This is a genomic window from Actinomadura sp. K4S16 (genome assembly GCF_008327685.1).
Classification (GTDB): domain Bacteria; phylum Actinomycetota; class Actinomycetes; order Streptosporangiales; family Streptosporangiaceae; genus Spirillospora.
In genome coordinates this window covers 271,147-295,564 of the sequence record NZ_BDDE01000015.1, presented here as the reverse complement: position 1 = coordinate 295,564, position 24,418 = coordinate 271,147, and the positions used below count along the sequence as shown (strand labels likewise).

21 protein-coding genes and 1 tRNA gene are annotated in these 24,418 nt (G+C 73.2%); 14 read left to right on the top strand and 8 right to left on the bottom strand.

Going from position 1 to position 24,418, the window contains the following annotated elements; all coding sequences use genetic code 11:
* Positions 1–14 precede the first annotated feature (14 nt).
* Entirely contained in the window at positions 15–1,133 is a 1,119-nt protein-coding gene (locus tag K4S16_RS22530; RefSeq protein WP_160160992.1) for an amidase, read from the top strand.
* Between the two features lie 10 nt (positions 1,134–1,143).
* Here the strand turns inward: K4S16_RS22530 and K4S16_RS22525 are convergent, their stop codons facing one another.
* On the bottom strand, positions 1,144–1,632 hold the full coding sequence (locus K4S16_RS22525; protein WP_149260981.1) for a MarR family winged helix-turn-helix transcriptional regulator: 489 nt from the start codon (positions 1,630–1,632) through the stop codon (positions 1,144–1,146).
* Positions 1,633–1,677: 45 nt separating this feature from the next.
* Positions 1,678–2,478: a patatin-like phospholipase family protein gene (locus K4S16_RS22520; RefSeq protein ID WP_149260980.1), complete on the bottom strand. Its 801-nt coding sequence runs from the start codon at positions 2,476–2,478 to the stop codon at positions 1,678–1,680.
* Positions 2,479–2,592: 114 nt separating this feature from the next.
* On the opposite strand from K4S16_RS22520, the gene K4S16_RS22515 reads away from it, so the two are divergent.
* Together K4S16_RS22515 and K4S16_RS22510 are read left to right on the top strand one after the other, a co-directional pair.
* Positions 2,593–3,387 carry a trans-aconitate 2-methyltransferase gene (locus tag K4S16_RS22515; protein WP_149260979.1) on the top strand — a complete coding sequence of 265 codons (795 nt, stop codon included), beginning with the start codon at positions 2,593–2,595 and terminating at the stop codon, positions 3,385–3,387.
* A 176-nt stretch (positions 3,388–3,563) separates the two neighbouring features.
* Positions 3,564–3,926, top strand: a complete 363-nt coding sequence (locus K4S16_RS22510) for a VOC family protein (RefSeq protein WP_149260978.1) — start codon at positions 3,564–3,566, stop codon at positions 3,924–3,926.
* Here K4S16_RS22510 and K4S16_RS22505 read toward each other — a convergent pair.
* Together K4S16_RS22505 and K4S16_RS22500 are read right to left on the bottom strand one after the other, a co-directional pair.
* Positions 3,918–4,700: a TetR/AcrR family transcriptional regulator gene (locus K4S16_RS22505; RefSeq protein ID WP_268843265.1), complete on the bottom strand. Its 783-nt coding sequence runs from the start codon at positions 4,698–4,700 to the stop codon at positions 3,918–3,920. The two genes, K4S16_RS22510 and K4S16_RS22505, sit on opposite strands and share 9 nt — an antisense overlap.
* Positions 4,701–4,717: 17 nt before the next feature.
* On the bottom strand, positions 4,718–5,671 hold the full coding sequence (locus K4S16_RS22500; protein ID WP_149260977.1) for a fatty acid desaturase: 954 nt from the start codon (positions 5,669–5,671) through the stop codon (positions 4,718–4,720).
* A 582-nt stretch (positions 5,672–6,253) separates the two neighbouring features.
* Between K4S16_RS22500 and K4S16_RS22495 the strand changes: the two genes are divergently transcribed.
* From K4S16_RS22495 to K4S16_RS44415, 11 genes are all read left to right on the top strand, one after another.
* Positions 6,254–6,326: transfer RNA gene (locus K4S16_RS22495), tRNA-Gln, on the top strand.
* Between the two features lie 167 nt (positions 6,327–6,493).
* Positions 6,494–7,939, top strand: coding sequence for a bifunctional UDP-N-acetylglucosamine diphosphorylase/glucosamine-1-phosphate N-acetyltransferase GlmU (glmU, locus tag K4S16_RS22490; protein ID WP_268843264.1), 1,446 nt, complete (start codon positions 6,494–6,496; stop codon positions 7,937–7,939).
* A 195-nt stretch (positions 7,940–8,134) separates the two neighbouring features.
* Complete coding sequence (locus tag K4S16_RS22485) at positions 8,135–9,115, top strand: ribose-phosphate diphosphokinase (protein ID WP_141578287.1); 981 nt, start codon at positions 8,135–8,137, stop codon at positions 9,113–9,115.
* A gap of 320 nt (positions 9,116–9,435) precedes the next feature.
* A complete protein-coding gene (locus tag K4S16_RS22480; RefSeq protein WP_149260975.1) occupies positions 9,436–10,071 on the top strand; it encodes a 50S ribosomal protein L25/general stress protein Ctc in 636 nt (211 codons plus the stop codon).
* A gap of 128 nt (positions 10,072–10,199) precedes the next feature.
* Complete coding sequence (gene pth, locus K4S16_RS22475) at positions 10,200–10,775, top strand: aminoacyl-tRNA hydrolase (RefSeq protein ID WP_149260974.1); 576 nt, start codon at positions 10,200–10,202, stop codon at positions 10,773–10,775.
* A gap of 314 nt (positions 10,776–11,089) precedes the next feature.
* Positions 11,090–12,565, top strand: coding sequence for a sugar transferase (locus K4S16_RS22470; protein ID WP_149260973.1), 1,476 nt, complete (start codon positions 11,090–11,092; stop codon positions 12,563–12,565).
* Between the two features lie 151 nt (positions 12,566–12,716).
* Positions 12,717–13,661 (top strand): 3'(2'),5'-bisphosphate nucleotidase CysQ, encoded by a 945-nt coding sequence (locus tag K4S16_RS22465; protein WP_149260972.1) that lies wholly within the window; start codon positions 12,717–12,719, stop codon positions 13,659–13,661.
* Between the two features lie 93 nt (positions 13,662–13,754).
* Complete coding sequence (cysD, locus tag K4S16_RS22460; RefSeq protein ID WP_149260971.1) at positions 13,755–14,672, top strand: sulfate adenylyltransferase subunit CysD; 918 nt, start codon at positions 13,755–13,757, stop codon at positions 14,670–14,672.
* Positions 14,673–14,734: 62 nt separating this feature from the next.
* Positions 14,735–15,997 (top strand): sulfate adenylyltransferase subunit 1, encoded by a 1,263-nt coding sequence (locus K4S16_RS22455; protein ID WP_149261241.1) that lies wholly within the window; start codon positions 14,735–14,737, stop codon positions 15,995–15,997.
* 90 nt (positions 15,998–16,087) lie between these two features.
* A complete protein-coding gene (locus tag K4S16_RS22450; protein WP_149260970.1) occupies positions 16,088–16,984 on the top strand; it encodes a glycosyltransferase family A protein in 897 nt (298 codons plus the stop codon).
* A gap of 91 nt (positions 16,985–17,075) precedes the next feature.
* A complete protein-coding gene (locus K4S16_RS44415; RefSeq protein WP_160160991.1) occupies positions 17,076–17,939 on the top strand; it encodes a hypothetical protein in 864 nt (287 codons plus the stop codon).
* A 37-nt stretch (positions 17,940–17,976) separates the two neighbouring features.
* On the opposite strand, the gene K4S16_RS22440 is transcribed toward K4S16_RS44415, so the two are convergent.
* Genes K4S16_RS22440 through K4S16_RS22425 form a run of 4 tightly spaced genes read right to left on the bottom strand, consistent with a single transcriptional unit; the run spans position 17,977 to position 24,382 of the window.
* Positions 17,977–19,296 carry a chromosome condensation regulator RCC1 gene (locus K4S16_RS22440; RefSeq protein ID WP_149260969.1) on the bottom strand — a complete coding sequence of 440 codons (1,320 nt, stop codon included), beginning with the start codon at positions 19,294–19,296 and terminating at the stop codon, positions 17,977–17,979.
* Complete coding sequence (locus K4S16_RS22435; protein ID WP_200842036.1) at positions 19,293–20,612, bottom strand: ParB N-terminal domain-containing protein; 1,320 nt, start codon at positions 20,610–20,612, stop codon at positions 19,293–19,295. The genes K4S16_RS22440 and K4S16_RS22435 overlap by 4 nt, the downstream gene beginning before the upstream one ends.
* Positions 20,596–22,275, bottom strand: coding sequence for an oligosaccharide flippase family protein (locus K4S16_RS22430; RefSeq protein WP_149260968.1), 1,680 nt, complete (start codon positions 22,273–22,275; stop codon positions 20,596–20,598). The genes K4S16_RS22435 and K4S16_RS22430 overlap by 17 nt, the downstream gene beginning before the upstream one ends.
* The gene (locus K4S16_RS22425) at positions 22,262–24,382 is read right to left on the bottom strand and encodes a tyrosine-protein kinase domain-containing protein (protein ID WP_160160990.1); all 2,121 of its coding nucleotides are present in this window, start codon (positions 24,380–24,382) and stop codon (positions 22,262–22,264) included. The genes K4S16_RS22430 and K4S16_RS22425 overlap by 14 nt, the downstream gene beginning before the upstream one ends.
* Positions 24,383–24,418: the final 36 nt, after the last annotated feature.

Genomic DNA, 24,418 nt, shown 5'->3' with positions numbered 1-24,418 from the left:
GCATCATCCCCTGGATGACGACCTGGATCCTGAAGACGGACGAGCCGGGCGACGGTCCGCGCCTCGCCGTCAAGGACGCGATCGACGTCGCCGGGCTGCCCACCACCGCGGGCTGCCAGGCGGTCGCCGAACGCGCCGAGCCCGCCGCGGTCGACGCGCCCGTCGTCGCGTCCGCCCGCGCGCAGGGTGCCCGCATCGCCGGCAAGACCAACCTCAACGAGCTGTGCATGGCCGCGGACGGCGTCAACCCGTGGACGGGCACGCCGGTGAACCCGCTCGACCCGTCGCGGGTCCCGGGCGGCTCGTCCAGCGGCTCCGCGGTCGCCGTCGCCACCGGCGAGGCCGACGTGGCGTTCGGGACCGACACCTCCGGGTCCGTCCGCATCCCCGCCGCGTGCTGCGGCATCGCGGGCCTGAAGACCACGAACGGCCGCATCCCCCTGGAGGGCGTCTACCCGCTGTCGCCGACGCTGGACGTCGTCGGGCCGATGGGACGCGACGTCGCCGCCGTCGTCCTCGGGATGCGCCTGCTCGAACCCGGCTTCACGCCCGTCCCCTACGACCCGTCCTGGACGATCGCGCGCCTCCGCGTGGACGGCGTGGACCCGGCGATCGACGCCGCCGTCGACGACGCCCTGCGCCGCCTCGGCCCCTTCACCGACGTCACGTCCGAGCACTACGCCGACGCCGCCACCGCCAACGGCGTCATCATCAGCGACGAGGCCCCGCGCCAGAACGGGCGCCTTCTCGCCGAACCGGACAAGCTGAGCGGACGCATCGCCCGCCGCATCCAGCACATGATCGACGTGTCCGAGGCCGGGATGCTCGACTGGGCGCTCGGCGTGCGGAAGTCGATCAGGGCCGAACTGGACGCCATCCTCGCCCGGCACACCGCGATCGCCCTGCCCGTCCTGACGTGCCTCCCGCCAGAACCCGACGAGGCGGACGAGTCCGACCTCGTCCTCACCGCCCTGGTAGGCCAGATCAACGTGGCCGGCCTCCCCGCGTTCGCCCTCCCCGTCCCAATGCCAGGCTCGCACCTCCCCACATCCGTCCAGCTCATCGGCCGCGCGGGCGCCGAAGACCACCTCTGCGCCCTGGCCGCCACCCTGGAAACCGCCCTGACCCCCTGACCTCAGTGAGTTACTGGTCGAAGGGGATCAGCAAGGTTCTCAGGAGGGTGGCGAGGGTGTCGCGTTGGTCGGGGGGGAGGCCTTCCAGGATCGCCTGCTCGCGGCGGAGCAGGTCGGCGAACGCGGCGTCGACTCGGGTCAGGCCCGCCTTGGTCAGGCGGACCTGGACGCCGCGCTTGTCCTGCGGGTCGGGGTGCCGCTCGACCAGGCCCGCCGCCGCCAGGCGGTCGATGCGGTTCGTCATCGTGCCGGACGTCACCAGGGTCGCGTGCAGCAGGCGGCCGGGGCTCAGCTGGTAGGGGGCGCCGGCCCGGCGCAGCGCGGTGAGCACGTCGAACTCCCACGACTCCAGGCCGTGGTCGGCGAAGACGGCGCGGCGGGCGCGGTCGAGGTGGCGAGCCAGCCGGGAGACGCGGCTGAGGACCTGCAGCGGCCGGACGTCCAGGTCCGGACGCTCGGTGTTCCACGCCTCGACCAGCCTGTCGACCTCATCGCGCATGCCGACACCCTACCTGTCTTGATATCGAGAAAGGTGGGTGCGGGATCAGCGCCGGGCGCCCAGCGCCGCGGCGATCCGCTCCGCCGCCTCCGGCGCCTGCCGGACCCCCTCGCGGTAGACCTGCGCCCAGCGCGACCGGTCCCCGAGGTTCGGCCCGAACGCCTCCAGCGCCCGCTCGTCCGGGACGATCCGGACGTCACCGCCGCCGCCCCGGGGCATCGGCTCCACCACGACGAGCGGCCCGGCCCCCTTCACCAGTTCCGCGTCCGACCATCCGGTGAACGCGCCGTCCATGTAGCGGCGCCCGCCGATCGGCACCGGCTCGCAGAACCCGGGCGCGGCGCTGCTCGCGGCCACCGCCAGCGTCAGCGGGACGCCGCTCGACGCTTCCCACAGCACCGGTTCGCCCGACACGGCGTCCACCCCGGTGATCAGCAGCCGGGTGTCCGGCCACGCGTCCGTGCCGACCAGGTACCGCATGCTCGCGCGATGGCGCTCCGCGGGCGGCGCCGCCGCGTCCAGCGCCAGGCGCCCGATCCGCCGCCTGGCCTCGTCCGGTTCCAGTCCCGGCGTGCCGCCCACCTCGAACACCCGCGCCATCACCGAGCCGTCCACCGGCGCGGGCGGCTCGCTCGGCGGCGGCAGTTCGGCCAGCGCCGCCAGGTCCCGGCCCGTGGTGATCGCGGCTCCGGCGATGGCGCCCGCCGACGTGCCGACGACCACCCCCGCGTCCGTCGGCTCCACGCCCGCCTTGCGCAGCCCCGCCGCCAGCCCGATCAGCCACGCCGTCCCGACCGGGCCGCCAGGGCCGAGCGCCAGCGCCCAGCCGTTCTCGTCGTCTGTCATGGCAGTGAGCCTAGGAGCCCGCTTTGCAAGGGCGCATCAGTCAGGCGACCGGGCCGCGGTGACGGGCCACAAGATTCTTGACATCAAGATAGCGGCGGGGCATCATGTCTCTTGATGTCGAGAGAAACCGCGGCCGTGTGGGACCCCGCGCAGTACGGGGTCTTCGGCGACGAGCGCGCCAGGCCCTTCAACGAACTCGCCGGACGGCTCGGCGGCCCCCCGCCCGCCCGCGTCGCCGACCTCGGCTGCGGGAGCGGCGAACTCACCGCCACCCTCGCCGCCCGCTGGCCGGACGCCGTCATCGACGCCCTCGACAGCTCGCCCGAGATGATCGCCGCCGCACGCGAGCACGAGATCCCGGGACGGCTCGCCTTCCGCGTCGCCGACGTCGCCGCCTGGGAGCCCGAGCAACCGGTCGACCTCGTCATCTCCAACGCCGTCCTGCAGTGGGTCCCCGAGCACCCCGACCTGCTGCCACGGTGGGTCGACGCGCTCGCCCCCGGCGGACGCCTCGCCTTCCAGGTCCCCGGCAACTTCGACGCGCCCAGCCACGTCCTGCTGCGCGAGATGGGCCGATCCCCGAAGTGGGGCGGCAGAATTGCGCACCTGCAGCACGACGCGCCCGTCCTCGACCCCGCCGGCTACCTCGACCTCCTTGCCCGCCTCGGATGCGCCGTCGACGCCTGGGAGACCACCTACACGCAGGTGCTCCAGGGCGAGGATCCCGTCCTCGAATGGGTCAAGGGCACCGCGCTGAGGCCCGTCCTCACCGCGCTCGGCCCGGACGAGGCCGGCGAGTTCCTCGCCGAGTACCGGGAGAGGCTCAGGCGGGCCTATCCCGCCGCCCCCTACGGCACCGTGTTCCCGTTCCGGAGGATCTTCGTGATCGCGACCAGGAACGACCCCTAGACGGGACGCCGCCCGCCTGCCCGAGGGAAGCGACTCTGTTCCCCTGCGGTGCGCCACCTCCGGCGGACGGGCGGCGTCCGTACGACCCGGCTCGCGACCCGAGACCGGCGACCCCGGCCGGCGGCCTTCCGGACGAACTCCGGAAGGCCGCCGGCGCGCCACGTCCGGAGGCAACCATGATCACCGGCGTCCACCACGTGCAGCTCGCCGCACCGCCCGGCAGCGAGGACCGGCTCCGCGCCTTCTACGGCGGCGTCCTCGGCCTCGAAGAGGTCCCCAAACCGCCCGAACTCGCCAAGCGCGGCGGCGCCTGGTTCCGCGGCCCCGGGGTCGAACTCCACCTCGGCATCGAGCCCGGCTTCCGGCCCGCCCGCAAGGCGCACCCGGGCCTGCTCGTCGACGACCTCGACGCCCTCGCGGTCCGCCTGCGGGCCGCCGGCCACGACGTCACGCCCGACGACCTGTTCCCGGGCCACCGCCGCTTCTACGCCGACGACCCCGTCGGGAACCGGCTGGAGTTCCTGCGGCCCTCAGGCTGACGGGTCCGCGAGCTCCTCGAAGTCGCGCCGCGCCCGCCGCTGGGCCTTCTCCGCCTTCGCCGCCGCCTTCTCCTCGGCCCGCTCCGCCTTCGCGGCGGCCTTCTCCGCGCGCTTCTCCTGCCGCTCCATCTCCTTGCGGCGCCGGCGCGGATCCAGCGACGGCCTCGGCTCCAGCCCGGACAGCCCGTTCCAGGCCAGGTTCACGATGTGCGCGGCCACGTCCTCGCGGCGCGGCTTGCGGACGTCCAGCCACCACTGGCCCGTCAGCGCCACCATGCCCACCAGGCTCTGCGCGTACAGCGACGCGAACTTGTCGTCGTACCCGTGGCGGTCGAACTCCTGCGCCAGTATGTACTCGACCTCGCCCGCGATCTCGCTCAGCAGGCTCGCGTAGCTGCCGGTCCCCGTCCCGCCGTGCGAGTCGCGGACGAGGATCCGGAACCCGTCCGGACGCTCCTCGATGTACTCCAGCAGCGCCAGCGCCGCCTTCTCCAGCTTGCTCCGGTAGTGCACCACCGAGTTCAGCGAGTCGGTGACGAGCCCCAGCAGCCGCTCGAACTCCCGGTCGACGACGACCGCGTAGAGCCCCTCCTTGCCGCCGAAGTGCTCGTACACCACCGGCTTGGACACCCCGGCCGCCGACGCGATCTCCTCGACCGAGGTGCCGTCCAGGCCGCGCTCGGCGAACAGCGTCCGGCCGATCTCGAGGAGCTGCTCGCGGCGTTCCTTGCCGGTCATCCGCTTCCTGCGGATCCTGGGAACGGGTTCTGTCACAGGATCAATTGTGGCGGTCAAGCCGCCTGCTTCGTGCGCTTGGCGGCGAGCCGCTCCTGGTTCGGCCAGCGGACGTCGCGGGCCAGACCGAGCTTCTCGAACATCCAGATGATGCGCGCGCTGATGTCGACCTGCCCCTTCAGCACGCCGTGCCGCGCGCAGGTCGGGTCCGAGTGGTGCAGGTTGTGCCACGACTCGCCCAGCGACGGGATCGCCAGCCACCACACGTTGCGCGACTTGTCCCGGACCTCGAACTCCTCCTTGCCGAACGTGTGGCAGATCGAGTTGATGGACCACGTGACGTGGTGGACCATCGTGATCCGGACGAACCCGGCCCAGAACAGCGCCGTGAGGAAGCCCGCCCACGACATGGTGACGAGCCCGCCGATCAGCGCCGGGAGCAGGAACGACACCGCGACCAGGCCCGGGAAGGCCAGGTGGATGCGCCGGATGTCGCGGTCGTCGAGCAGGTCCTTGGCGAACCGCTGCTTGGAGGTGCGGTTGGCGTCGAACAGCCACCCGTAGTGCGCCCAGGCGAGGCCCTTGGCCAGCGCCTTCCAGTCGTCGCCGAACCGCCACGGCGAGTGCGGGTCGAACTCCTTGTCCGAGTGCTTGTGGTGCCGCCGGTGGTCGGCGACCCACGTGATGACCGGACCCTCGATGGCCAGGCTCCCGGCCAGCGCCATGAAGATCTTCAGGCCGCGGGTGGCCTTGAAGGACCCGTGGGTGAAGTAGCGGTGGTAGCCGACCGTGATGCCCCCGGCCGACAGGAGGTAGAAGACGGCCATGAGCGCGACGTCCGTCCAGCCGAGAAACCGGCCCCAGGCCAGCGGGACGGCGGCGAACAGTGCCAGGAAGGGCACCGCGGTGAACACGGCGACCAGCGCCCGTTCCGCGTTGCCGCGCTTCTGGGGCGCGAGTTCGGGACGCCGCTGCGGGCGGGGCGGATCCATCGTCGGAGCGGTTGTCATGCGTCATCACTTCCTGTGACTCGGGCAGCCTTACCTACGCCAACGTAACCTACGAGACCGTAGGTTGTGCAGAGCCGAACCGTAAAATGAGCGGGAAACTGCCTCTTCGGCCACACAACTCTCTTGCGGAACGGAGGGTCGACGAGCCACCGCGGAAGGACGGTCGGGCGTGGGCCCTCGCCCTGACCGTACGCGCCGTGCGAAGTGCTCCCTCGCCGGATCGCGGTAGGCGACGCCTCCGGAGCCGGTTGCTCCGGGCTCGCCGACCGCCGCGTCTCCGCGGAGACCGGTGCGCCGCTCGACCGGGCCCTGGCCGCTCGGCACGCAGTTTGCTTGCTCGATGACACACGTTCTAAACCAACCCGGACAAAACGGCCTCGGTGCGAGGTGCTGTCGGCCGATGAACCCGCGGTGCCGTGCTCGGAGGCCTCCGGGGCACGCCTGATCGGCCGTTCCGGGGGAGGTTCTCAGCGAGGTTTCGCCGACCGCGGCGGGCGAAGGCGATAAGTGTGGGGTCGTGCGGCCCGCACCGGTATCGTGGGCCCTTGCAGGCGCCCTCGCGATGGCGATGAGCCCTGCTGGTCCGCCGTAGCGTAACGGGTAACGCAGCTGATTTTGGTTCAGAAGAGTCCAGGTTCGAGTCCTGGCGGCGGAGCTGTCGGAAATGTCCCGAGGGGTGGCCCTCGGGTGGGTGATGGGGTGACAGGAGCGGGGCGGGCGGTATCCTGCCCGTGTCGGGTTCGCCCCGGCCTGCCGTATCGTGATGTCGCAGGTGGGCGGGCCCGCGACCGATCCCCGTCCGCGATGCCGAGGAGCCTCCTTGTGAGCGCTGCGAGCCGCCCGGCCGCCGTCATCGTCCTCGCCGCGGGCGAGGGCACCCGGATGAAGTCCCGTACCTCGAAGGTGCTGCACGAGCTGTGCGGGCGCAGCATGCTCGGCCACGTGCTGGCCGCCGCCCGCGAGCTGGAGCCCGAGCGGCTCGTCGTGGTCGTCGGGCACCGGCGCGAGCAGGTCGTCGAGCACCTCGCCGAGCACGCGCCGGACGCGGAGGCCGCCGTCCAGGAGCAGCAGGGCGGGACGGGCCACGCCGTGCGGATGGCGCTGGAGCACACGGGCGCGCTGAACGGGACGGTCGTGGTGACGAACGGCGACCACCCGCTGCTGCGCGGCGAGACGCTGCGGGCGCTCGTCGAGGCGCACGAGGACGAGGGCAACGCCGTCACCGTGCTGACGACCGAGATGCCCGACGCGACCGGCTACGGGCGCATGGTCCGGGCGGCGGACGGCAGCGCCGAGGCGATCGTGGAGCACAAGGACGCCACCGAAGAGCAGCGCGCCATCAGCGAGATCAACGTCGGCATGTACGCGTTCGACGGCGCGCTCCTGGCGGACGCGCTGAAGCGGGTGACCACCGACAACGCGGGCGGCGAGGAGTACCTCACCGACGTGGTGGCGATCCTGCGCGGCGACGGTCACCGGGCGGGCGCGCATCTGGCCGCCGACTGGGTGGAGACCCAGGGCGTCAACGACAAGGTCCAGCTGGCGCAGGCGCGCAGGCAGCTGAACGACCGGATCCTCGAAGCGCACATGCGGGCCGGCGTCACCATCGTCGACCCGGCGTCCACGTGGATCGACGTGCAGGTGACCGCCGAGCCGGACGCCGAGATCCACCCCGGGACGCAGCTGCACGGCCGGACGCATCTGGGCGAGGGCGCGCGGATCGGCCCGGGCTGCACGCTGACCGACACGGTGGTCGGCGCCGGCGCGTCGGTGACCAACGCGGTGTGCGTGGAAGCGGAGATCGGGCCGGAGGCCTCGGTCGGGCCGTACGCCTACCTGCGGCCCGGGACGCGGCTGGCGCCCAAGGCCAAGATCGGGACGTACGTCGAGACCAAGAACGCCGACATCGGCGAGGGCACGAAGGTGCCGCACCTGACCTACGTGGGCGACGCCGAGATCGGCGCGGGCTCGAACATCGGCGCGAGCTCGGTGTTCGTCAACTACGACGGTGTGCAGAAGCACCGCAGCGTCATCGGCTCCCATGTGAAGGTCGGCAGCGACAACATGATCGTGGCGCCGGTGACGATCGGGGACGGCGCCTACACCGCGGCCGGCTCGGTGATCGTCCAGGACGTCCCGCCGGGGGCCATGGCGGTCGCGCGGGGGCGGCAGCGCAACGTCGAGGGCTGGGTCGAGCGCAGGCGGGCGGGGACGCCCGCGGCCGAGGCGGCCCGGCGTGCCCGGGAGGGCGAGGAGGACGCGCGGTAGCGCGCCCGATGAGGACTGCCCCGCCGCAGGGCGGGGAGGTGGAGGACGACGGCGTCTTCCGGAACAACAGAGAGCCGCCCGACGTGAGAGCGGCTCGGTCACAAGACGACCGCGCACCGGACTCTTTGGCGCGCGGGTAGTGGGGACAACCACCCACATGTAGGGCATAGTTCCATTGAGGGGGAGTTGTCAGAGGTGAGTGGGATCAAAACGAGCGGCCAGAAGAAGCTGATGCTCTTCACCGGCCGAGCCCACCCTGACCTGGCCAGGGAAGTAGCCGACAACCTCCAGGTCGAGCTGACGCCGACGTCCGCCTACGACTTCGCCAACGGCGAGACGTTCGTGCGGTTCCTGGAGTCGGTGCGCGGCTCCGACGCGTTCGTGGTCCAGAGTCACACGGCTCCCATCAATCAGTGGATCATGGAGCAGCTGATCATGGTGGACGCGCTGAAGCGCGCGTCGGCCAAGCGGATCACGGTGGTGGCGCCGTTCTTCGGCTACGCCCGGCAGGACAAGAAGCACCGCGGCCGCGAGCCGATCTCGGCGCGGCTGATGGCCGACCTGTTCAAGACGGCGGGCGCCGACCGGCTGATCACGGTGGACCTGCACACCGCGCAGATCCAGGGCTTCTTCGACGGCCCGGTGGACCACCTGTTCGCGCTGGACCTGCTGGCCAGGCACTTCGAGAGCCGGCTGGACACCTCCCAGGTCACGGTGGTCGCGCCGGATGCGGGCCGGGTGCGGGTCACCGAGCGGTGGAGCGACCGGCTGGGCGGCGTCCCGATGGCGATCATCCACAAGAAGCGCGACCCGGACGTGGCGAACGAGGTCAAGGTGTTCGACGTGGTCGGCGAGGTCGCGGGCCGCACCTGCGTCGTGGTGGACGACATGATCGACACCGGCGGGACGATCGTGAAGGCGGCGGACGCGCTGTTCGACCAGGGCGCGACGAAGGTGGTCGTGGCGGCGACGCACGGCGTGCTGTCGGGTCCGGCGGTGGACCGGCTGAAGAACTCCCGGATCTCCGAGGTGGTGCTGACGAACACGCTGCCGATCCCGGAGGAGAAGCAGTTCGACAAGCTCACGGTGCTGTCGATCGCGCCGCTGGTCGCGCGGGCGATCAACGAGGTGTTCTCCGACGGCTCGGTCACGAGCCTCTTCGGCGGCCACAGCTAGGTCTTCGTTCCGGCCGCGTCGTCCGGCGCGGCGCGAGGCACCGGGATCGGTCCCGGCATGGGCGCGATGGGCGCGGCGGCGCCCATGGCGCAGGCAGGGCCTTGGCGTTGGGCGTTGCCGTGTTGGGCTAGACTTGTGCAACCGCGTATGCCCCAGGACGTTCAAGTGCGGTGCCGGCGCAGGGGCCGCACTCCCCGGGGAACGCAAACGAATCTTTGAGCGCGCCCGCCTTCGACGGCGCGCGAGGATCGCAACGCTCTGTCCGTAGCGGACGTCCGATGGCGGACGGCCGTGGATCGCAACAACGAGGAGTTTTCGCCGTGTCCGAGGTACGCATTGCCGCCGAGCCGCGCACCGAGTTCGGTAAGGGTGCCGCGCGGCGCACCCGCCGGGCCGGCAAGGTGCCCGCCGTCCTCTACGGTCACGGCACCGACCCGCAGCACATCTCGCTGCCGGGCCACGACCTGATGCTGGCCCTGAAGACGCCGAACGTGCTGCTGACCATCGAGGGCCTCGGCGGCGGCGCCGAGCTGGCGCTGCCGAAGGACGTCCAGCGCGACCCGGTCAAGGGGTTCCTGGAGCACGTCGACCTGCTGCTGGTGAAGCGCGGCGAGAAGGTCGTCATCGATCTGCCGGTCAACCTGGTCGGCGACGTCGTCCCGGGCGGCGTCGTCCAGCAGGAGCTGGTCCAGGTGTCGGTCGAGGCGGAGGCGACGAAGATCCCCGAGGCCGTGGACCTGTCCATCGAGGGCCTCGAGGTCGGCACGCAGGTGCTGGCCGGCGACCTGAAGCTGCCGTCGGGCGTGACGCTGCAGGTCGACGCCGAGGCCCTCGTCCTGCAGATCGCCGACGCGACGGCGTCGGCGGGCGCGACGGAGACCGAGGCCGAGGCGGCCGAGGCGGCCGAGGCCGCGGCCGCGGCTTCCGAGGCCGAGGGCGAGGCCGCCGCCGAGTGACGGCGGCGCCGCCGGGCCCTCGCGGCCCGGCGCGCGGCCGCGTCGGATGGCGGGCCGCACGGTACTTCCACGGCCTCCGCGGGTGTGCGCACCGGCGGAGGCCGTGTTCGCGTGTGTGAGGAGTGCGGGTGGACGCGGATCTCTGGCTCGTCGTGGGGCTGGGCAACCCGGGGCCGTCGTATGCGAAGAACCGGCACAACGCGGGGTTCATGGTGCTGGACGTGCTCGCGGAGCGCGCCGGGGGCCGGTTCAAGTCGCACCGGGCGCGGGCGGACGTGCTGGAGGGCCGTCTCGCCGGGGCGCGGGTGGTGCTGGCGAAGCCGCGTTCGTTCATGAACGAGTCGGGCGGTCCGGTGAAGGGGCTGCGGGACTTCTACAAGGTGCCGGTGGAGCGGCTGGTCGTCGTCCACGACGAGCTGGACATCCCGTTCGGCGCGGTGCGGTTGAAGCAGGGCGGCGGCGACAACGGCCACAACGGGCTGCGGTCCGTCACCAAGTCGCTGGGCGCGAAGGACTACCTGCGCGTGCGGTTCGGGGTGGGGCGGCCGCCGGGGCGGATGGACGCGGCGGCGTTCGTGCTGAAGGACTTCTCCGCGACGGAGCGCAAGGAGCTCGGCTTCGAGGTGGACCGGGCGGCCGACGCGGTCGAGGCGCTGCTGTCCGACGGACTGGCCGCGGCGCAGAACGCCTTCCATGCCGGATGACGCGATGCGCGGTGACTTCCATGCCGGATGAGTTTCATGCCGGATGACCGGATCCGGACGCCGTTCCGCGACCGGGCGGTCGCCGTGCGTATGGTGATCAAGGGTACGCGAGGTGCTTATTCGTACGCGTTCGCCCGCGTTTGTATGCATTGGTGGGGTGGTGTCCGCGTTTCCCCCGTGACCACGGCAAAGCGGCCGTAAGATGCAGGTCGATTGAGGTTCGGGCTTTCGTGTGAACCTCAGGCTGCGCTCAACCGTCTTCGGTGTGAATCGCGCTGACGGGGCGCGCGTTACAGGGGATTGGTGAGTGGTTTATGGCCGTCGTTGACAAGGTCCAGACCGAGTCATCGATCCGCCATGAGCACGAGCGCGCGTCGTCGCCGAACTGGAGCAGGACCTACCGCCGGCTCGCGCGGGGCCTCGACTTCGCCAGCATGCTGATGGCCGGCGTCATCGCCTTCGTGCTCAGGTTCCCGGGCGTCCCGACGGAGCTCGACGCGCCGTACGTGGTCCTGACCGTGGCCCTGCCCGTGCTGTGGCTGCCGACGCTGGTGCTGTGCCGGGCGTACCAGCCGCGGTACGTGGGCGTCGGGTACGAGGAGTTCCACCGGGTGCTGCGCGCCGGGTTCATCCTGACGGCGGTGGTCGCGATCGTGGCGTACGCCACGAAGACCGACGTCGCGCGCGGCTACGTGGTGATGGCGCTGCCGCTCGGGACGTTCCTGGCACTGCTGGCGCGCTACCGGCTGCGCAAGTGGCTGCACAAGAAGCGCTGGCACGGCGAGTGCATGCGGCGGGTCGTCGCGGTGGGGCACCGCACGTCGGTGTCCGACCTGATCCGGTTGCTGCAGAAGAAGCGCTACCACGGGATGGACATCGCCGCGGTGTGCCTGCCCCCGGTGCTGGCGGCGGGCGAGGACGCGGTCGCCGAGGTGGAGGGCGTCCCGGTGCTGGGCGACTTCAGCCAGGCGGCGGCGGTCGCGGAGCGGATCGGCGCCGACTCGGTGGCCGTGCTGGCGTGCCCGGAGATGGACGGCGTGGCGCTGCGCCGGCTGGCGTGGCAGATCGAGCGCAACGACGTCGAGCTGGTCGTGGCGCCCGCGCTGATGGACGTGACCGGGCCGCGGATCTCGATCCGCCCGGTGTCGGGGCTGCCGCTGCTGCACGTGGAGCACCCGGAGCTGGACGGCGGCCGCAAGGTGCTCAAGGGCCTGGTCGACCGGGTGGTCGCGCTCGGCGGGCTGGTGGCGCTGAGCCCGCTGCTGCTGCTGATCGCCGTCCTGATCAAGATGTCCGGGGAGGGCCCGGTGCTGTTCCGGCAGACCCGCGTGGGGCGCGGGGGCCGGGAGTTCACGCTGCTGAAGTTCCGCACGATGGTCGCCGACGCCGAGGCGCGGCGGATGGAGCTGCTGTCGGCGAACGACAACGACGGGGTGCTGTTCAAGATCCGGCAGGACCCGCGGGTGACGCGGGTGGGGCGCCGGCTGCGCCGGTACTCGCTGGACGAGCTGCCGCAGCTGATCAACGTGCTGCGCGGCGAGATGTCGCTGGTGGGGCCGCGCCCGCCGCTTCCGGAGGAGGTCGCCCAGTACGGCGGGGACGTCTACCGGCGGCTGGTGGTCAAGCCGGGCCTGACCGGGCTGTGGCAGGTGAGCGGCCGCTCGGACCTGTCGTGGGAGGAGTCGGTCCGCCTCGACCTGCGGTACGTGGACAACTGGAGCCTGGCCCTGGACCTGCAGATCATGTGGAAGACGTGGTCGGCGGTGTTCCGCGGATCCGGCGCGTACTGAGCGGCGCGCCCGCCGCCCTCCGCACCGTGCCAGAGGCGGCCCCGGGCCCGTTCCGGGCCGGCCGCTGACCGGGACCTGGCCCGGTGGACCGGGCGCGCCGCATGAGAAAGTGGACCGAGCAGACCAGTCGAGTCGGGAATGTGATCTACAGATGACCGAGTCAGGGACGGTAGACGATCATTCGCTCGCGGCCGAGCTCGCCGGGGAGGCGGGCCGGCTGCTGCTGGGCGTGCGGGACGAGACGGGCTTCGCCGACGCGAAGGCCCTGAAGGACACCGGCGACCTGCGCGCGCACGAGTACCTGATGGCGGCGCTGGCCGAGCGGTGTCCCGGCGACGCCGTCCTGTCCGAGGAGGGGCGGTCCTCGGTCGCGGGGAAGCGCTCCAAGGGCGACGACCGCGCCCCGACCCGCAACACCGCCGACGCGGAGCGGCTCACGGCCTCCCGCGTGTGGATCGTCGACCCCCTGGACGGCACCCGCGAGTTCTCCGAGGAGGGCCGCCGCGACTGGGCCGTGCACGTGGCGCTGTGGGAGCGGGACGCCTCCGGAGCCGGCCGCCTGGCCGCCGGGGCCGTGGCGCTGCCCGCACAGGGCCTCGTCCTCCGCACGGACGCGACGGGCGGCGCCTCGCTCGTCCGGACGGACCTCACCGGCTCCGACCCGGTCACGGGCGGGAGCGGGTCCGCCGCCGCGCCGCCGCCGCGCGAGGTCCCGCTGAACGTCCCGGCGCCGGACGCCGGCAAGCTCCGCATCGCGGTGAGCCGCACGCGCCCGCCGGAGTTCGTGCGGCGGCTCGCGGAGGCGATCGAGCCGGACGTGGAGCTGGTGCCGATCGGGTCGGCCGGCGCGAAGATCTCCGCGGTGCTGCTCGGCGAGGTGGACGCCTACGTGCACGCGGGCGGCCAGTACGAGTGGGACTCCGCCGCCCCGGCGGCGGTGGCGCTCGGCGCTGGGGCGCACGCGTCCCGCGTCGACGGGTCGCCGCTCCGCTACAACCGGGAGGACCCCCGGCTCCCGGATATCCTGGTGTGCCATCCCGGGTCGGCATCGACGCTGCTGACCGGCATCCGGGAAGTGAGCGGCACGCTGCCCTGACGATCCGTCCCCAGGGCGGGACCGAACCGGCGAGAGCCGGCCGCCGTGCCACCGGTTGCATCTGCCAGAACAGCGTGGAAAGAGCCCCAGACCATGCAGCGTTACGATTACCTGCTGTCCCAGCTGGACATCCTCGAAGCCGAGTCGATCCATATCTTCCGAGAGGTGGCGGCCGAGTTCGAACGGCCGGTGCTGCTGTTCTCGGGCGGCAAGGACAGCATCGTCATGCTGCGCCTCGCCCAGAAGGCCTTCTGGCCCGCCCCGATCCCGTTCCCGGTGATGCACGTCGACACGGGCCACAACTTCCCCGAGGTGATCGAGTTCCGCGACCGCCGGGTGGCCGAGCTCGGCGTCCGGCTGATCGTGGCCTCGGTGCAGGACGCGATCGACAGCGGCCGGGTGGTGGAGCAGAAGGGCCGCCGCGCGTCCCGGAACCGGCTCCAGATCACGCCGCTGCTGGACGCGATCGAGCAGCACCAGTTCGACGCGGCGTTCGGCGGCGCGCGGCGCGACGAGGAGAAGGCCCGCGCCAAGGAGCGGGTGGTGTCCTTCCGGGACGAGTTCGGCCAGTGGGACCCGAAGAACCAGCGCCCGGAGCTGTGGAACCTGTTCAACACCAAGATCGTGCAGGGCGAGCACGTCCGGGTGTTCCCGCTGTCGAACTGGACCGAGCTCGACATCTGGGACTACGTGCGCCGCGAGGAGCTGGAGCTCCCGCCGATCTACTTCGCGCACACCCGGCGGGTGTTCGAGCGGGACGGGCTGCTGCTGGACGCCGAGACGGGGTTCGCGAACCGCGGCGACGACGAGCCGGAGTTCTCCGCGACCGTCCGGTACCGGACGGTCGGGGACGCGTCCTGCACGGGCGCGGTGAAGTCGAACGCGGGGACGCTGGACGAGGTGATCGAGGAGATCGCGGCGACGCGGATCACCGAGCGCGGCCAGACCCGCGCCGACGACCGCACCAGTGAGGCCGCCATGGAGGACCGCAAGAAGGAGGGCTACTTCTGATGGCCAGCGCGAACGACCGGCCCGCCGAGGCCTCGTCGGCCACGGCCCCGTCGGCCAAGACGATGGACCTCCTGCGGTTCGCGACCGCCGGCAGCGTCGACGACGGCAAGTCCACGCTGATCGGCCGGCTGCTGTTCGACTCCAAGTCGATCTTCGAGGACCAGCTGGAGTCGGTGGAGAAGACCAGCGCCGACCGCGGCGAGGAGTACACGAACCTGGCGCTGCTGACCGACGGCCTGCGGGCCGAGCGGGAGCAGGGCATCACCATCGACGTGGCGTACCGGTACTTCGCGACGCCGCGCCGCAAGTTCATCATCGCCGACACCCCGGGCCACATCCAGTACACCCGCAACATGGTGACGGGCGCCTCCACCGCCGACCTGGCGATCATCCTGGTGGACGCCCGCAAGGGCATCCTGGAGCAGTCGCGCCGGCACGCGTTCCTCACCACGCTCCTCCAGGTCCCGCACCTGGTCGTGGCGATCAACAAGATGGACCTGGTCGACTACGAGCGGGGCGTGTACGAGCGGATCGTGGACGAGTTCACGGCGTTCGCCTCCAAGCTGGAGGTCACCGACCTGACGTTCATCCCGATCTCGGCGCTGCACGGCGACAACGTCGTCGAGCGCAGCGTGAACATGCCGTGGTACGAGGGGTCGTCGCTGCTGCACCACCTGGAGCACGTGCACATCGCCTCCGACCGCAACCTGATCGACGTGCGGTTCCCGGTGCAGTACGTGGTCCGCCCGCACGCGTCCACGGACCCCGAGCTGCACGACTACCGCGGCTACGCGGGCCAGGTCGCGGGCGGCGTGCTGAAGCCGGGCGACGAGGTCGTGCACCTGCCGTCCGGGCTGACCACGACGATCACCCACATCGACGGGCCGGGCGGGCCGGTGGCGGAGGCGTTCGCGCCGATGTCGGTGACGCTGCGCCTCGCCGACGACATCGACATCTCCCGCGGCGACATGATCGCCCGTCCGAACAACCGGCCCGAGACCGCGCAGGACATCGACGCGATGGTCTGCTGGATGACCCCGGACCGCACCCTCACCCCGCGCACGAAGCTGGTCATCAAGCACACGACCCGCACCGCGAAGGCGATGGTGAAGGAGCTGCACTACCGGCTGGACGTCAACACCCTGCACCGCGACGACCAGGCGGCGGCCCTCGGCCTGAACGAGATCGGCCGCGTCTCCCTGCGGGTGACGCAGCCGCTGTTCGTCGACGACTACGGCCGCAACCGCCTCACCGGCGGCTTCATCCTGATCGACGAGGCCACCAACAACACCGTCGCCGCCGGGATGATCACCGGCGCGCGCTGACCGGTCGCCGCGGGGCCCGCCCGGCCCCGCGGCCGCGTCCCCCCGAATCCCCTCCGACCCCTCGAACCCCTACGACAAGGCAGGCCCTCGATGCCCCCGTCCGTCGGAGTCGTGCTCCCCACGCACAACCGGCCGGAGCTGCTGCGCCGCGCGCTGGAATCGGTGCTGGCGCAGGACTACGAGGGCGAGGTGCGCGCGGTCGTCGTCTTCGACCGGGCCGAACCCGACATGTCCCTCGCGGGGGACCGCGTCGAGGTCATCCGCAACACCCGGGCGCCGGGCCTCGCGGGCGCCCGCAACTCCGGCGTCCTCGCCCTCGGGACCGACCTGGTCGCGTTCTGCGACGACGACGACCTGTGGCTGCCCGGCAAGCTCGCCGCGCAGGTGAAGGCCCTGGAGGGCGAGCCGGACGCCGTGCTGTGCAGCTCCGGCATCCTGATCGACTTTGACGGGCGGGAGCTGCCCCGGCTGGCCGGCACGGACCGCGTCACCTACGACGCGCTGATCCGCGACCGGATGATGAGCGTCCACTCCTCCACCTACGTGGCGCGCCGCGAGCCGCTCATCGAGATCGGCATGGTGGACGAGTCGATCCCCGGCAGCCAGGGCGAGGACTGGGACCTCGCGCTCCGCGCCGCCCGCCGCCACCCGGTGCTGAACGTCGACGAGCCGTACGTCCGGGTCCTGTGGGGGCTGACGTCGTACTACGCGCAGGCGTGGGAGACGAAGGTGGCCGCCCTGGAGTGGTTCCTGGAGCACTACCCGGAGATCTCCGAGGAGCCGGGCGCGGCCGGGCGCGTCTACGGGCAGCTCGCCTTCGGCTGCGCGACCGTGGGGCGCCGCAAGGACGCGCTGCGCTGGTCGGCGCGTGCCCTGAAGGCGAACCCGGCCGAGCGCCGCGTCCCGTTCGCGCTGGCCGTGGCGTCCGGGGTCGTGTCCGGCAAGCGCGTCCTGCTGGCCCTGCACACCCGGGGCCGCGGCATCTGACGGGCTATGCCGATTCCCCGGCTTTCTCCACCTTGACCCACGTCGCGCCGGTAATGTCAATGGCCATCTCAGCGTTGAAGGAGCCTCTTCCGTGAACCACTTCTCGCGCCGCATCGTCGCGTCCGGGACGCTGGCGCTGGCCTTGGCGCCGGCGTTCGGAATGACCGCCGCGCCCGCCTTCGCGGGCGTCGACCTCGACGCGGTCGCCGAGGGCATCAGCGAGAGCGGCTACTACGTCGACTCCCACGCCAAGTACTACCAGTCGGACGGCGCGCAGGAGCTGCTCCGCTCGGCGCAGGGCCGGTCCGTCGCGGTCTTCATCGCGATCCTTCCCCCCGGCGACGACGCGGGGCAGGTGCTGAGGCAGCTCCCTGGCCTGATGAAGCGGAAGGGCACCTACGCGGTGCTGGCCGGCGACCAGCTGCGGGTGTCCTCCACGGCGCTTCCGGCCGCCCGGGTGAAGACCATCTACGACGGGGCCGTGAAGGGCAGCAAGGGCAAGCCCGACCTCGCGCTGCTGAAGTTCGTGCAGACGCTCCCGGAGTCGAAGTACGCGCCGCCGAAGCCCGGCAAGCCCGGCAACAACGGCAAGCCCGCCCCGGAGGCGTCGGTCAAGCAGGAGCAGGAGGAGGAGCGGACGCTCGCCCAGTCGCAGCCGACCGGCCCCGCCGCCGGCGCGGAGGTCCAGAAGAAGGACGACGGCTCGGCCATGCCGTACCTGCTCGGCGGGGGCGGTGCGGTGGTCGTGGCCGCCGCCGGGGCCGGATTCCTGCTGTGGCGCCGCCGCTCCGCGACCCCGGCACCCGCCGGAGCCCCGACCGGAGCCCCGGCCCCCGGCGCCGCCGCGTCCCAGCCCCCCGCCCCCGGCACCCAGCCCCCCACGGGAGGCCCCCAGCCTCCCGCAGCCGGCTCTGAGCCCGGCGGAACCACCCCCGAGCCGCCCAAGACCCCCTGAGGGCTTGTAAGGGGCTCCGGGCTGAGTTGAGGGGCTTTCAGGGCTTCGTCAGCAGGATTAGGTGGCGTTCGCCGACGCCTACCGACAGGGCGTCGGGCGGGGGCGTGCCCTCGGCCGTCATCACCGTGCCGGGGCGGCTGCGGGGCGTCCTCTTCCCGGAGCCGAGTTGGCCGCTGCCGCCCGCGCCCCAGGTCAGCAGGGTCCCGTCGGCGAGGATCGCAGCGCCGTAGGCCTCGCCCGCGAACACCCGGGTGGCGCGGCGCAGCTTCGGGCCGCCGCGTCCGACGACGGTGACGGGGACGGTGCTCGGCCGCACCGTGCCGTCCCCGAGCTGGCCCGCGGTGTTGTTGCCCCACGCGACGACGGTGCCGTCCTTGCGGAGCGCGTAGTTGTGCTTCTCCGCCGCGGCGACCGCGGCGACCCCGTCGAGGACGCCCTTGCCGCCCACGCCCGAGACGAGGGCGGGCGTGAGCCGGTCCCGGCGCGAACCGTCCCCGAGCTGGCCGAGCTCGTTGTGCCCCCAAGAGGCGACCCGCCCGTCGCGCAGCAGCGCCAGCCCGTGCTGGCCGCCGATCGCGATGCGGACGACGCCGTCCAACCGCGCGGCGCCGTCCAGGCCGCGCACCGGCACGGGCAGGGCCCGGTCCTCGCGGGTGCCGTCGCCGACCATGCCGTAGGCGTTGGCGCCCCACGCGAGCACCCGCCCGTCGCCGAGCAGCGCCAGCTCGGTGTGCCCGTCCGCCGCGATCGCCGTCACGCCGGTGAGCGGCCCGCGCCCGTCCGGCGCCCGTACGGTCGTCGGGACGAGCGGGGCCCCGCGCTCGCCGGTGCCGCGCTGCCCGGACGACGACTCGCCCCAGGTCACGACGGTGCCGTCCTTGCGCAGCGCCATGGAGAAGTCGTTGTTGGCACTGACCGCGACGGCGTCGTCCAGCCGGCCGGGACGCCCGTCCGGCGCGCGGACGGGGACGGGGACGCCGCTGTCACGCGTGGTGCCGTCGCCGAGCTGGCCGTCGTCGTTGGCGCCCCACGCGACGACCTCGCCGCCGTCGAGGACGGCCAGCGAGTGGCGGCCGCCGCCCGCGACGGCGACGGCGCGGTCGAGCCGGCCCCGGCCGCCGGCGCCGGTCACCGGGCCGAGCCGGGGATCGGCGGCCGCTCCCGTCCGGCCGAGCTGCCCGTCGGCGTTGAGGCCGCTCGTCCACACGGCGCCGCTCGGCCCGTCCACCGAACCGGCGGCGGGCGGCGGGGACACCAGCGGCTCCCCGGCGGGCGCCGCCGGCCCCCCGCACGCCGCCGCGGCCAGCAGCACCGGGACGGCGGCGAGCGCGGCGATCGAGCGGCGTGCCGGGGTCACGCCGCGCGGACGCAGGCGAACAGGTGCCTGGCGTAGTTGTCCTCGTACGGGGGGCGGGCGTCGTCGTCGGGGCCGAGGTCGATGATCTCGTCGAAGCCGGTGTTCTCCCGCAGGAACCGCGCGACGCGGGCGGGGTCCCAGCCGCGCAGGGACTCGGCGAACCACGCCTCGTTGTCCTGGCCGGTGTCGAAGAACAGCACCCGGCCGGTCGCGCGGTCCAGCAGCCGGATCAGCTCCTCGGCGCTGACCGAGCCGCGCCCGAGGACGAAGTGGTGCAGGAGGCTGAAGCAGGACACCACGTCCCAGCGGCCGGCGTCGTGCCCGCCGAGGAACTCGACGCAGTCGCCGGTGGAGATCGCGCCCTCCGGAAGTCCGTAGACGGCGCGGCCGAGCGGGACGGCCAGCGGGTCGCGCTCGATGCCCTCGGCGTCGAAGCCGCGCTCGGCCATCTTCGCGACGAACCAGCCGTAGCAGCTCGCGACGTCCAGGTAGCGGCCTCCGGTGAGGCCGCGCTCGCCGAGGAACGCGTCCATCTTCGCGAGCCGGTCGGTGCACTGCCGGACGGTCGTCCAGCCGGTCCTGAGCTCGGGCGCGTCGATCGGCTGGTAGAGCTCGTGGGTGCCGTCGAGCCAGCTCATCTTCAGCAGGAGGTCCTGCAGGGGCGTGGTGACGGGCAGCCACTTGGCGACGACGTTGGCACCGTCGGCGCCGCTCATCGCCGCGATGGCGAGCCGGTGGTGGCCGTCGAGGATCTGGTACTGGTCGGAGCCGCGGACGGGCGCGACGAGCACCGGGTCCTGCGGGCCGCTCTGCTGCGGGCGGGGCGCCGCGCCCGGCGCCTCCTCGCCCCGGTATCGCGAGACGAAGACGCGGGCGGCGGCGAGGACGCCCGCCTCGTCCGTGGCGCCGAAGTAGTCGCCGCCCGCCTCGATGCAGCGCAGCCCGAGCCGGCCGTAGCCGCTGGCGAGGATGTCGGCGTCGGTGAGCTCCGGACGCTCGTCGGCGAGCCGCAGCAGCCCGACGTGCGGGCCCTCCAGGAACGGGGTGGACGGCCACAGCAGGTCGTCGGTGCGGTCGGCGAACTCGCGGGCCGTCCAGCCGCCCTGCGCGCCGACGAGCAGCTGGTCGAACCGGACCGGCACCTTCCACGGGCGCCGCAGCACGGCGGTGGACACCGCGACGCGGGCCGCGGCCGGGATCGGCAGCGAGCGCCCGGCGTCGACCAGCCGCCCGTAGACCGGGCCGCTGGGGGCGAGGCCGCTCTTGCGAAGCACCGCGCGGGACTTGCGGCGCACTTGGTCAATTCCCGTGGGCATGGATGCTCCTGGCAGGTGTCGGGTCGGTGGCGGGGGACGCGGTGGCGCCCGCGGGTGCGGTGCGGCCGCGCCTCCCCGGCAGCAGGGAGGCGAAGGCGGTGAGGGACAGCCGCTCGCGGCCGACCCAGAGGAGGGCGAGGTACAGGAGCGCGCCCGGGACGAGCCCGGCGGCGAGGGCGGCCTCGCCGGAACCGGCGGCCAGCCGGACGGCCAGCGGCACCGCCGCGAAGCTGACCAGCGCGGAACCGCCCGCCCAGAAGAGCCCCGCGCTCGCCGGGGTCATGCCGAGGATCCTGCGGACCTGGACCAGGGCCAGCAGCGTCCGCACGAGCAGCCCGGCCGCCCGCGCCATCGCCGCCCCGGCGATCCCGAACGGCGGGATCAGCAGCACGTTCAGCACCAGGTTCACCCCGAGCGCGGCGCTCTGGTTGACCAGGCTGAGCCCGCTGCGGCCCGCCATCAGCAGCATCACGTCGCGGGCGCCGGTCGCGGTCGCGACCAGCATCGCCATCGCGAGGATCACCGTGACGACCTCGCCCGTCCCGCGGTAGCCGGGGCCGAAGGAGCCGACGTACACCGGCGCGCCGACCGCGATCGACAGGTGCACCGGCCAGGCGAGCGCGAGGTTCCAGGACGCGCACACCGCGAACACCCGCTGCGCGCCCGCGCGGTCGGCGAGCGCCATCAGCCGGCTCACCGCGGGCTGCATGACGTTCTGCACGGCCTGGGTGACGAGCTGGCTGATCACGATGAACCGGGTCGCGGCGGTGTAGATCGCCGCCTCGCGGGGCGAGCTGAGCGCCGCGACGAGCACGATGTCGGCGCGCTGGAACGCCGTCTGGCAGATCTGCGCGAACGCGCGCGGCGCCGTGAACCGCCAGAAGTCGCCCGCCAGCGGACGCCACCCGGACGCGGGCTCGTCGACCGCGGCGACCGGCGCCCCGGCACGACTCCGGCGGCTGATCTTCAGGTACCAGAGGCCGGCGACGGCGAGGCACGGCAGGTACGGCGCCGCCCACGCCAGCGCGAGCCACACCGCGTCGTCGGTGAGCAGCGCCGCCACGACGACCCCGGCGACCTGGAGCGTCTGCCGCAGGATCTTGTCGACGAGGACGGTGGGGCGCATCGAGCCGTGGCCGCGGGTCGCGGCGAGCAGCGCGTCGTGCGCCCCGGCGAGGGGCAGGAACAGCGCCAGCACCCGCACCATGCCCACGGCCTGGTGGGGGTCGTCGGCGCCGATGTGGCCCGCCGTCCACGGCGCGGTGAGGGCCAGCACGAGACCCGCGAGCAGCGCCGTCGCGGCGACCGGGACCAGCGCCACCGGCACCGTCCGCCGCGCCGCGGCGCGGTCGCCGAGCGCGAGGTGGCGGGGCAGCCAGCGCAGCAGGCCCGCGTCCGTGCCGAGGCCCGACACGGCCTGCAGGATGATGAACAGCGACGTCGCGGCGAAGAAGGTGCCAGCGATCCGCTGCGAGTACAGGTGCGCGACCAGGAAGACGAGCGCGAGGCCCTGGACGCCCGCGACGGCCGCGCCGACGAGGTTCAGGGCGCCGCCCCTGGCCAGCCTGTTCAGGTTCGGCCCGGCCGCCTGGGGCTTGGGCCCTTCGGCCGCCGGGGACTTCGGCTCGTCCGCCTCGGCGCCGCCGGATTCAGGGCCCGGCATGGCGGCCGGCCCTGTGCGGCTTCTTGCCGTAGCGGGGCGCGACCTCCGGGGCCGCGTCCCCCGAACCCGCCGGGGGCGTCCCGTCGGCGCCGTCCTCCGGCAGCTCCGGCGGCATGTACTTGGAGATGTCCTCCTGCGTCCGCGTCGAGGCGGATTCGAGCGTCGCCTCGGTCTCCGGGTCGGCCGGCTCGGCGGGCTCGGCGTCGGACGGCGCGACCGGGCGCGGACGCGCCGCGCCCGTGCCCTGGGTGACGTCCGTGGGGGAGACGGGCTTGGGGGCGACGGGCTTGCCCGGCCCGGACGGGGGGTCGAGCGCGGGCGGGAGGGGGCGCCGCCGCGCCTCCGGCTGCGGCGCACCGCGCCGCGGAGCCGCCGCCGGGCGCGCCTCGCTCGGCCGGGGCGGCTGCTTGACCTGCGGCAGTGCCTGCGTGACGAGGGTTCCGGGGTCGGCCGGGTCCTCGTCGGCCTCGTCCTGCGGAACGCGCGGCTGGTCGTCGGCCCACGCGAGGGGGGCCTCCGGGGCGCGGCGCTTGCCGCCCCCGCGCGTCTCAGGGTGGCGGGTCTCGGCTCCCCGGCCCTCACCGCCCTGCGGAGGACGGGACTGGCGGGCGGGAGCCTGGCGGGACCCGCGCCCGCCCCGCGGCTCCGGCGGCTCCAGCAGGGCGCCGAGCACCGTGACGCCGGCGCGCTCGGCCTCCACGTACGCCTGCCGCAGCTCCTCGCGGGTCGTGACGCCCTGGTTGATCACGAGCACGACCGCGTCGACGAAGGTGCACAGCGCCTGGGCGTCGGCGTCGTGCAGGCTCGCCGCGTTCACGATGAGGTACTCGCTGCGGCGGCGCAGGACCTTCACGGTCTCGCGCATCCGCGGGCCGCTGAACCGGTGCGCGGCCTCGCGGGCCCGCGGGCCGCGCGGCAGCAGCCGCAGCTGCGAGTCGGTGTGGATCAGCAGGGTCGCCGGGTCGGTGCCGCTGAGCAGCGTGTCCGACAGCCCCTTGCCGCCGGGACGCGCGCCGAACAGGGTGCTGACGTCGGCGTCCTCGGTGGTCGCGTCGATCATGATGGTCTTCGCGCCGGCGAAGGCGAGCGAGACCGCGAGGTTGGCGCTCGCCAGCCGGGCGCTGCCGCCGGGGGTGGCGTTGCTGACCAGCAGCGCCACCGGGGTCTGCGGCGCGGTCGCCACGACCGCGGCGCGCAGCCGCCGGTACGCCTCGCCGACCGGGCTCTTGGGCGCGCTGACGAGGGCCAGCGTGTCACCGGCCGGGCCGCCCGCCGGGATCGTGGACAGCGTCCGGACGCCGAGCCCCTCGATCGTCTCGGCGTTGCGCAGCCGCTGGTTGAGCCGCTCCCGCAGCAGCATGATCACGAAGCCGGCGACCAGCCCGAGCACCAGTCCGCCCGCACCGTACATCGCGGGCCGCATGATGCCCGGCCCGCTCGGCGCGTCCGCCGGGGTGATCACCTGGCCGGGGTCGATGGGGGTGCTGGCGATGTCGTTGGACTGCTCGTCGATGACGCCGAGCTGGTTGGTGTAGGCGGTGACGCGCTGCTGGATGGTGGCGCGCCGGGAGCCGGAGGACGCCGCCAGTTCGTTGTTCGCCCGCTGCAGCAGGCGCTCGACCCGGGCCGACTGCGCCTTCAGCTTGGCGAGCTGGTTGTTCACCACCGCCTGTGCGCGCTGCGCGCGGTACTCCAGGTAGGCGTCGGCGAACGCCTGCGCGCCCGCGCGGGCGTTGCCGGAGCTGCTCGCGGTGTAGGTCAGGTTCAGCACCTGGGTGTTGGGCGGGACCGAGACGCCGATGTCGCCCTCCGCCTCGTGCCCGAGCTTCTTCTCGACGATCTTGGCGACGCTGTCGGTGGCGACCAGCTGCGCCTCCGTCTGCAGGTTCACCAGGTCGTCTCCACGGCCCTCCGGCGAGTACGGGTTGCCTTCCAGCGGGCTGACCAGCACGGTCGCCGTCGCCTTGAACGGCGGCGGAACAAGGATCTCCAGGGCGACGCCGGCCCCGGTGCCGAGCAGGGCGAGCACGATCAGCGCCCCCAGATAGCGCCGGACCAGGGAGAACAGCTGGCCTCCCTGGGGGTCGGCCGTCTGGTCAGCTCCCACGACGATCTCCCTCATCGATCAGAATCGTGCTAGGCG

What these genes read in the sequence shown, in the direction of transcription:
- K4S16_RS22520 (WP_149260980.1), bottom strand. Translation starts at nt 2,478, where the DNA reads ATGACAGACGACGAGAACGGCTGGGCGCTGGCGCTCGGCCCTGGCGGC.
- K4S16_RS22525 (WP_149260981.1), bottom strand. Translation starts at nt 1,632, where the DNA reads ATGCGCGATGAGGTCGACAGGCTGGTCGAGGCGTGGAACACCGAGCGT.
- K4S16_RS22530 (WP_160160992.1), top strand. Translation starts at nt 15, where the DNA reads ATGACGACCTGGATCCTGAAGACGGACGAGCCGGGCGACGGTCCGCGC.
- K4S16_RS22510 (WP_149260978.1), top strand. Translation starts at nt 3,564, where the DNA reads ATGATCACCGGCGTCCACCACGTGCAGCTCGCCGCACCGCCCGGCAGC.
- K4S16_RS22435 (WP_200842036.1), bottom strand. Translation starts at nt 20,612, where the DNA reads ATGCCCACGGGAATTGACCAAGTGCGCCGCAAGTCCCGCGCGGTGCTT.
- cysD (WP_149260971.1), top strand. Translation starts at nt 13,755, where the DNA reads ATGCAGCGTTACGATTACCTGCTGTCCCAGCTGGACATCCTCGAAGCC.
- K4S16_RS22465 (WP_149260972.1), top strand. Translation starts at nt 12,717, where the DNA reads ATGACCGAGTCAGGGACGGTAGACGATCATTCGCTCGCGGCCGAGCTC.
- K4S16_RS22470 (WP_149260973.1), top strand. Translation starts at nt 11,090, where the DNA reads ATGGCCGTCGTTGACAAGGTCCAGACCGAGTCATCGATCCGCCATGAG.
- K4S16_RS22500 (WP_149260977.1), bottom strand. Translation starts at nt 5,671, where the DNA reads ATGACAACCGCTCCGACGATGGATCCGCCCCGCCCGCAGCGGCGTCCC.
- K4S16_RS22515 (WP_149260979.1), top strand. Translation starts at nt 2,593, where the DNA reads ATGTCGAGAGAAACCGCGGCCGTGTGGGACCCCGCGCAGTACGGGGTC.
- K4S16_RS22430 (WP_149260968.1), bottom strand. Translation starts at nt 22,275, where the DNA reads ATGCCGGGCCCTGAATCCGGCGGCGCCGAGGCGGACGAGCCGAAGTCC.
- K4S16_RS22450 (WP_149260970.1), top strand. Translation starts at nt 16,088, where the DNA reads ATGCCCCCGTCCGTCGGAGTCGTGCTCCCCACGCACAACCGGCCGGAG.
- K4S16_RS22455 (WP_149261241.1), top strand. Translation starts at nt 14,735, where the DNA reads ATGGACCTCCTGCGGTTCGCGACCGCCGGCAGCGTCGACGACGGCAAG.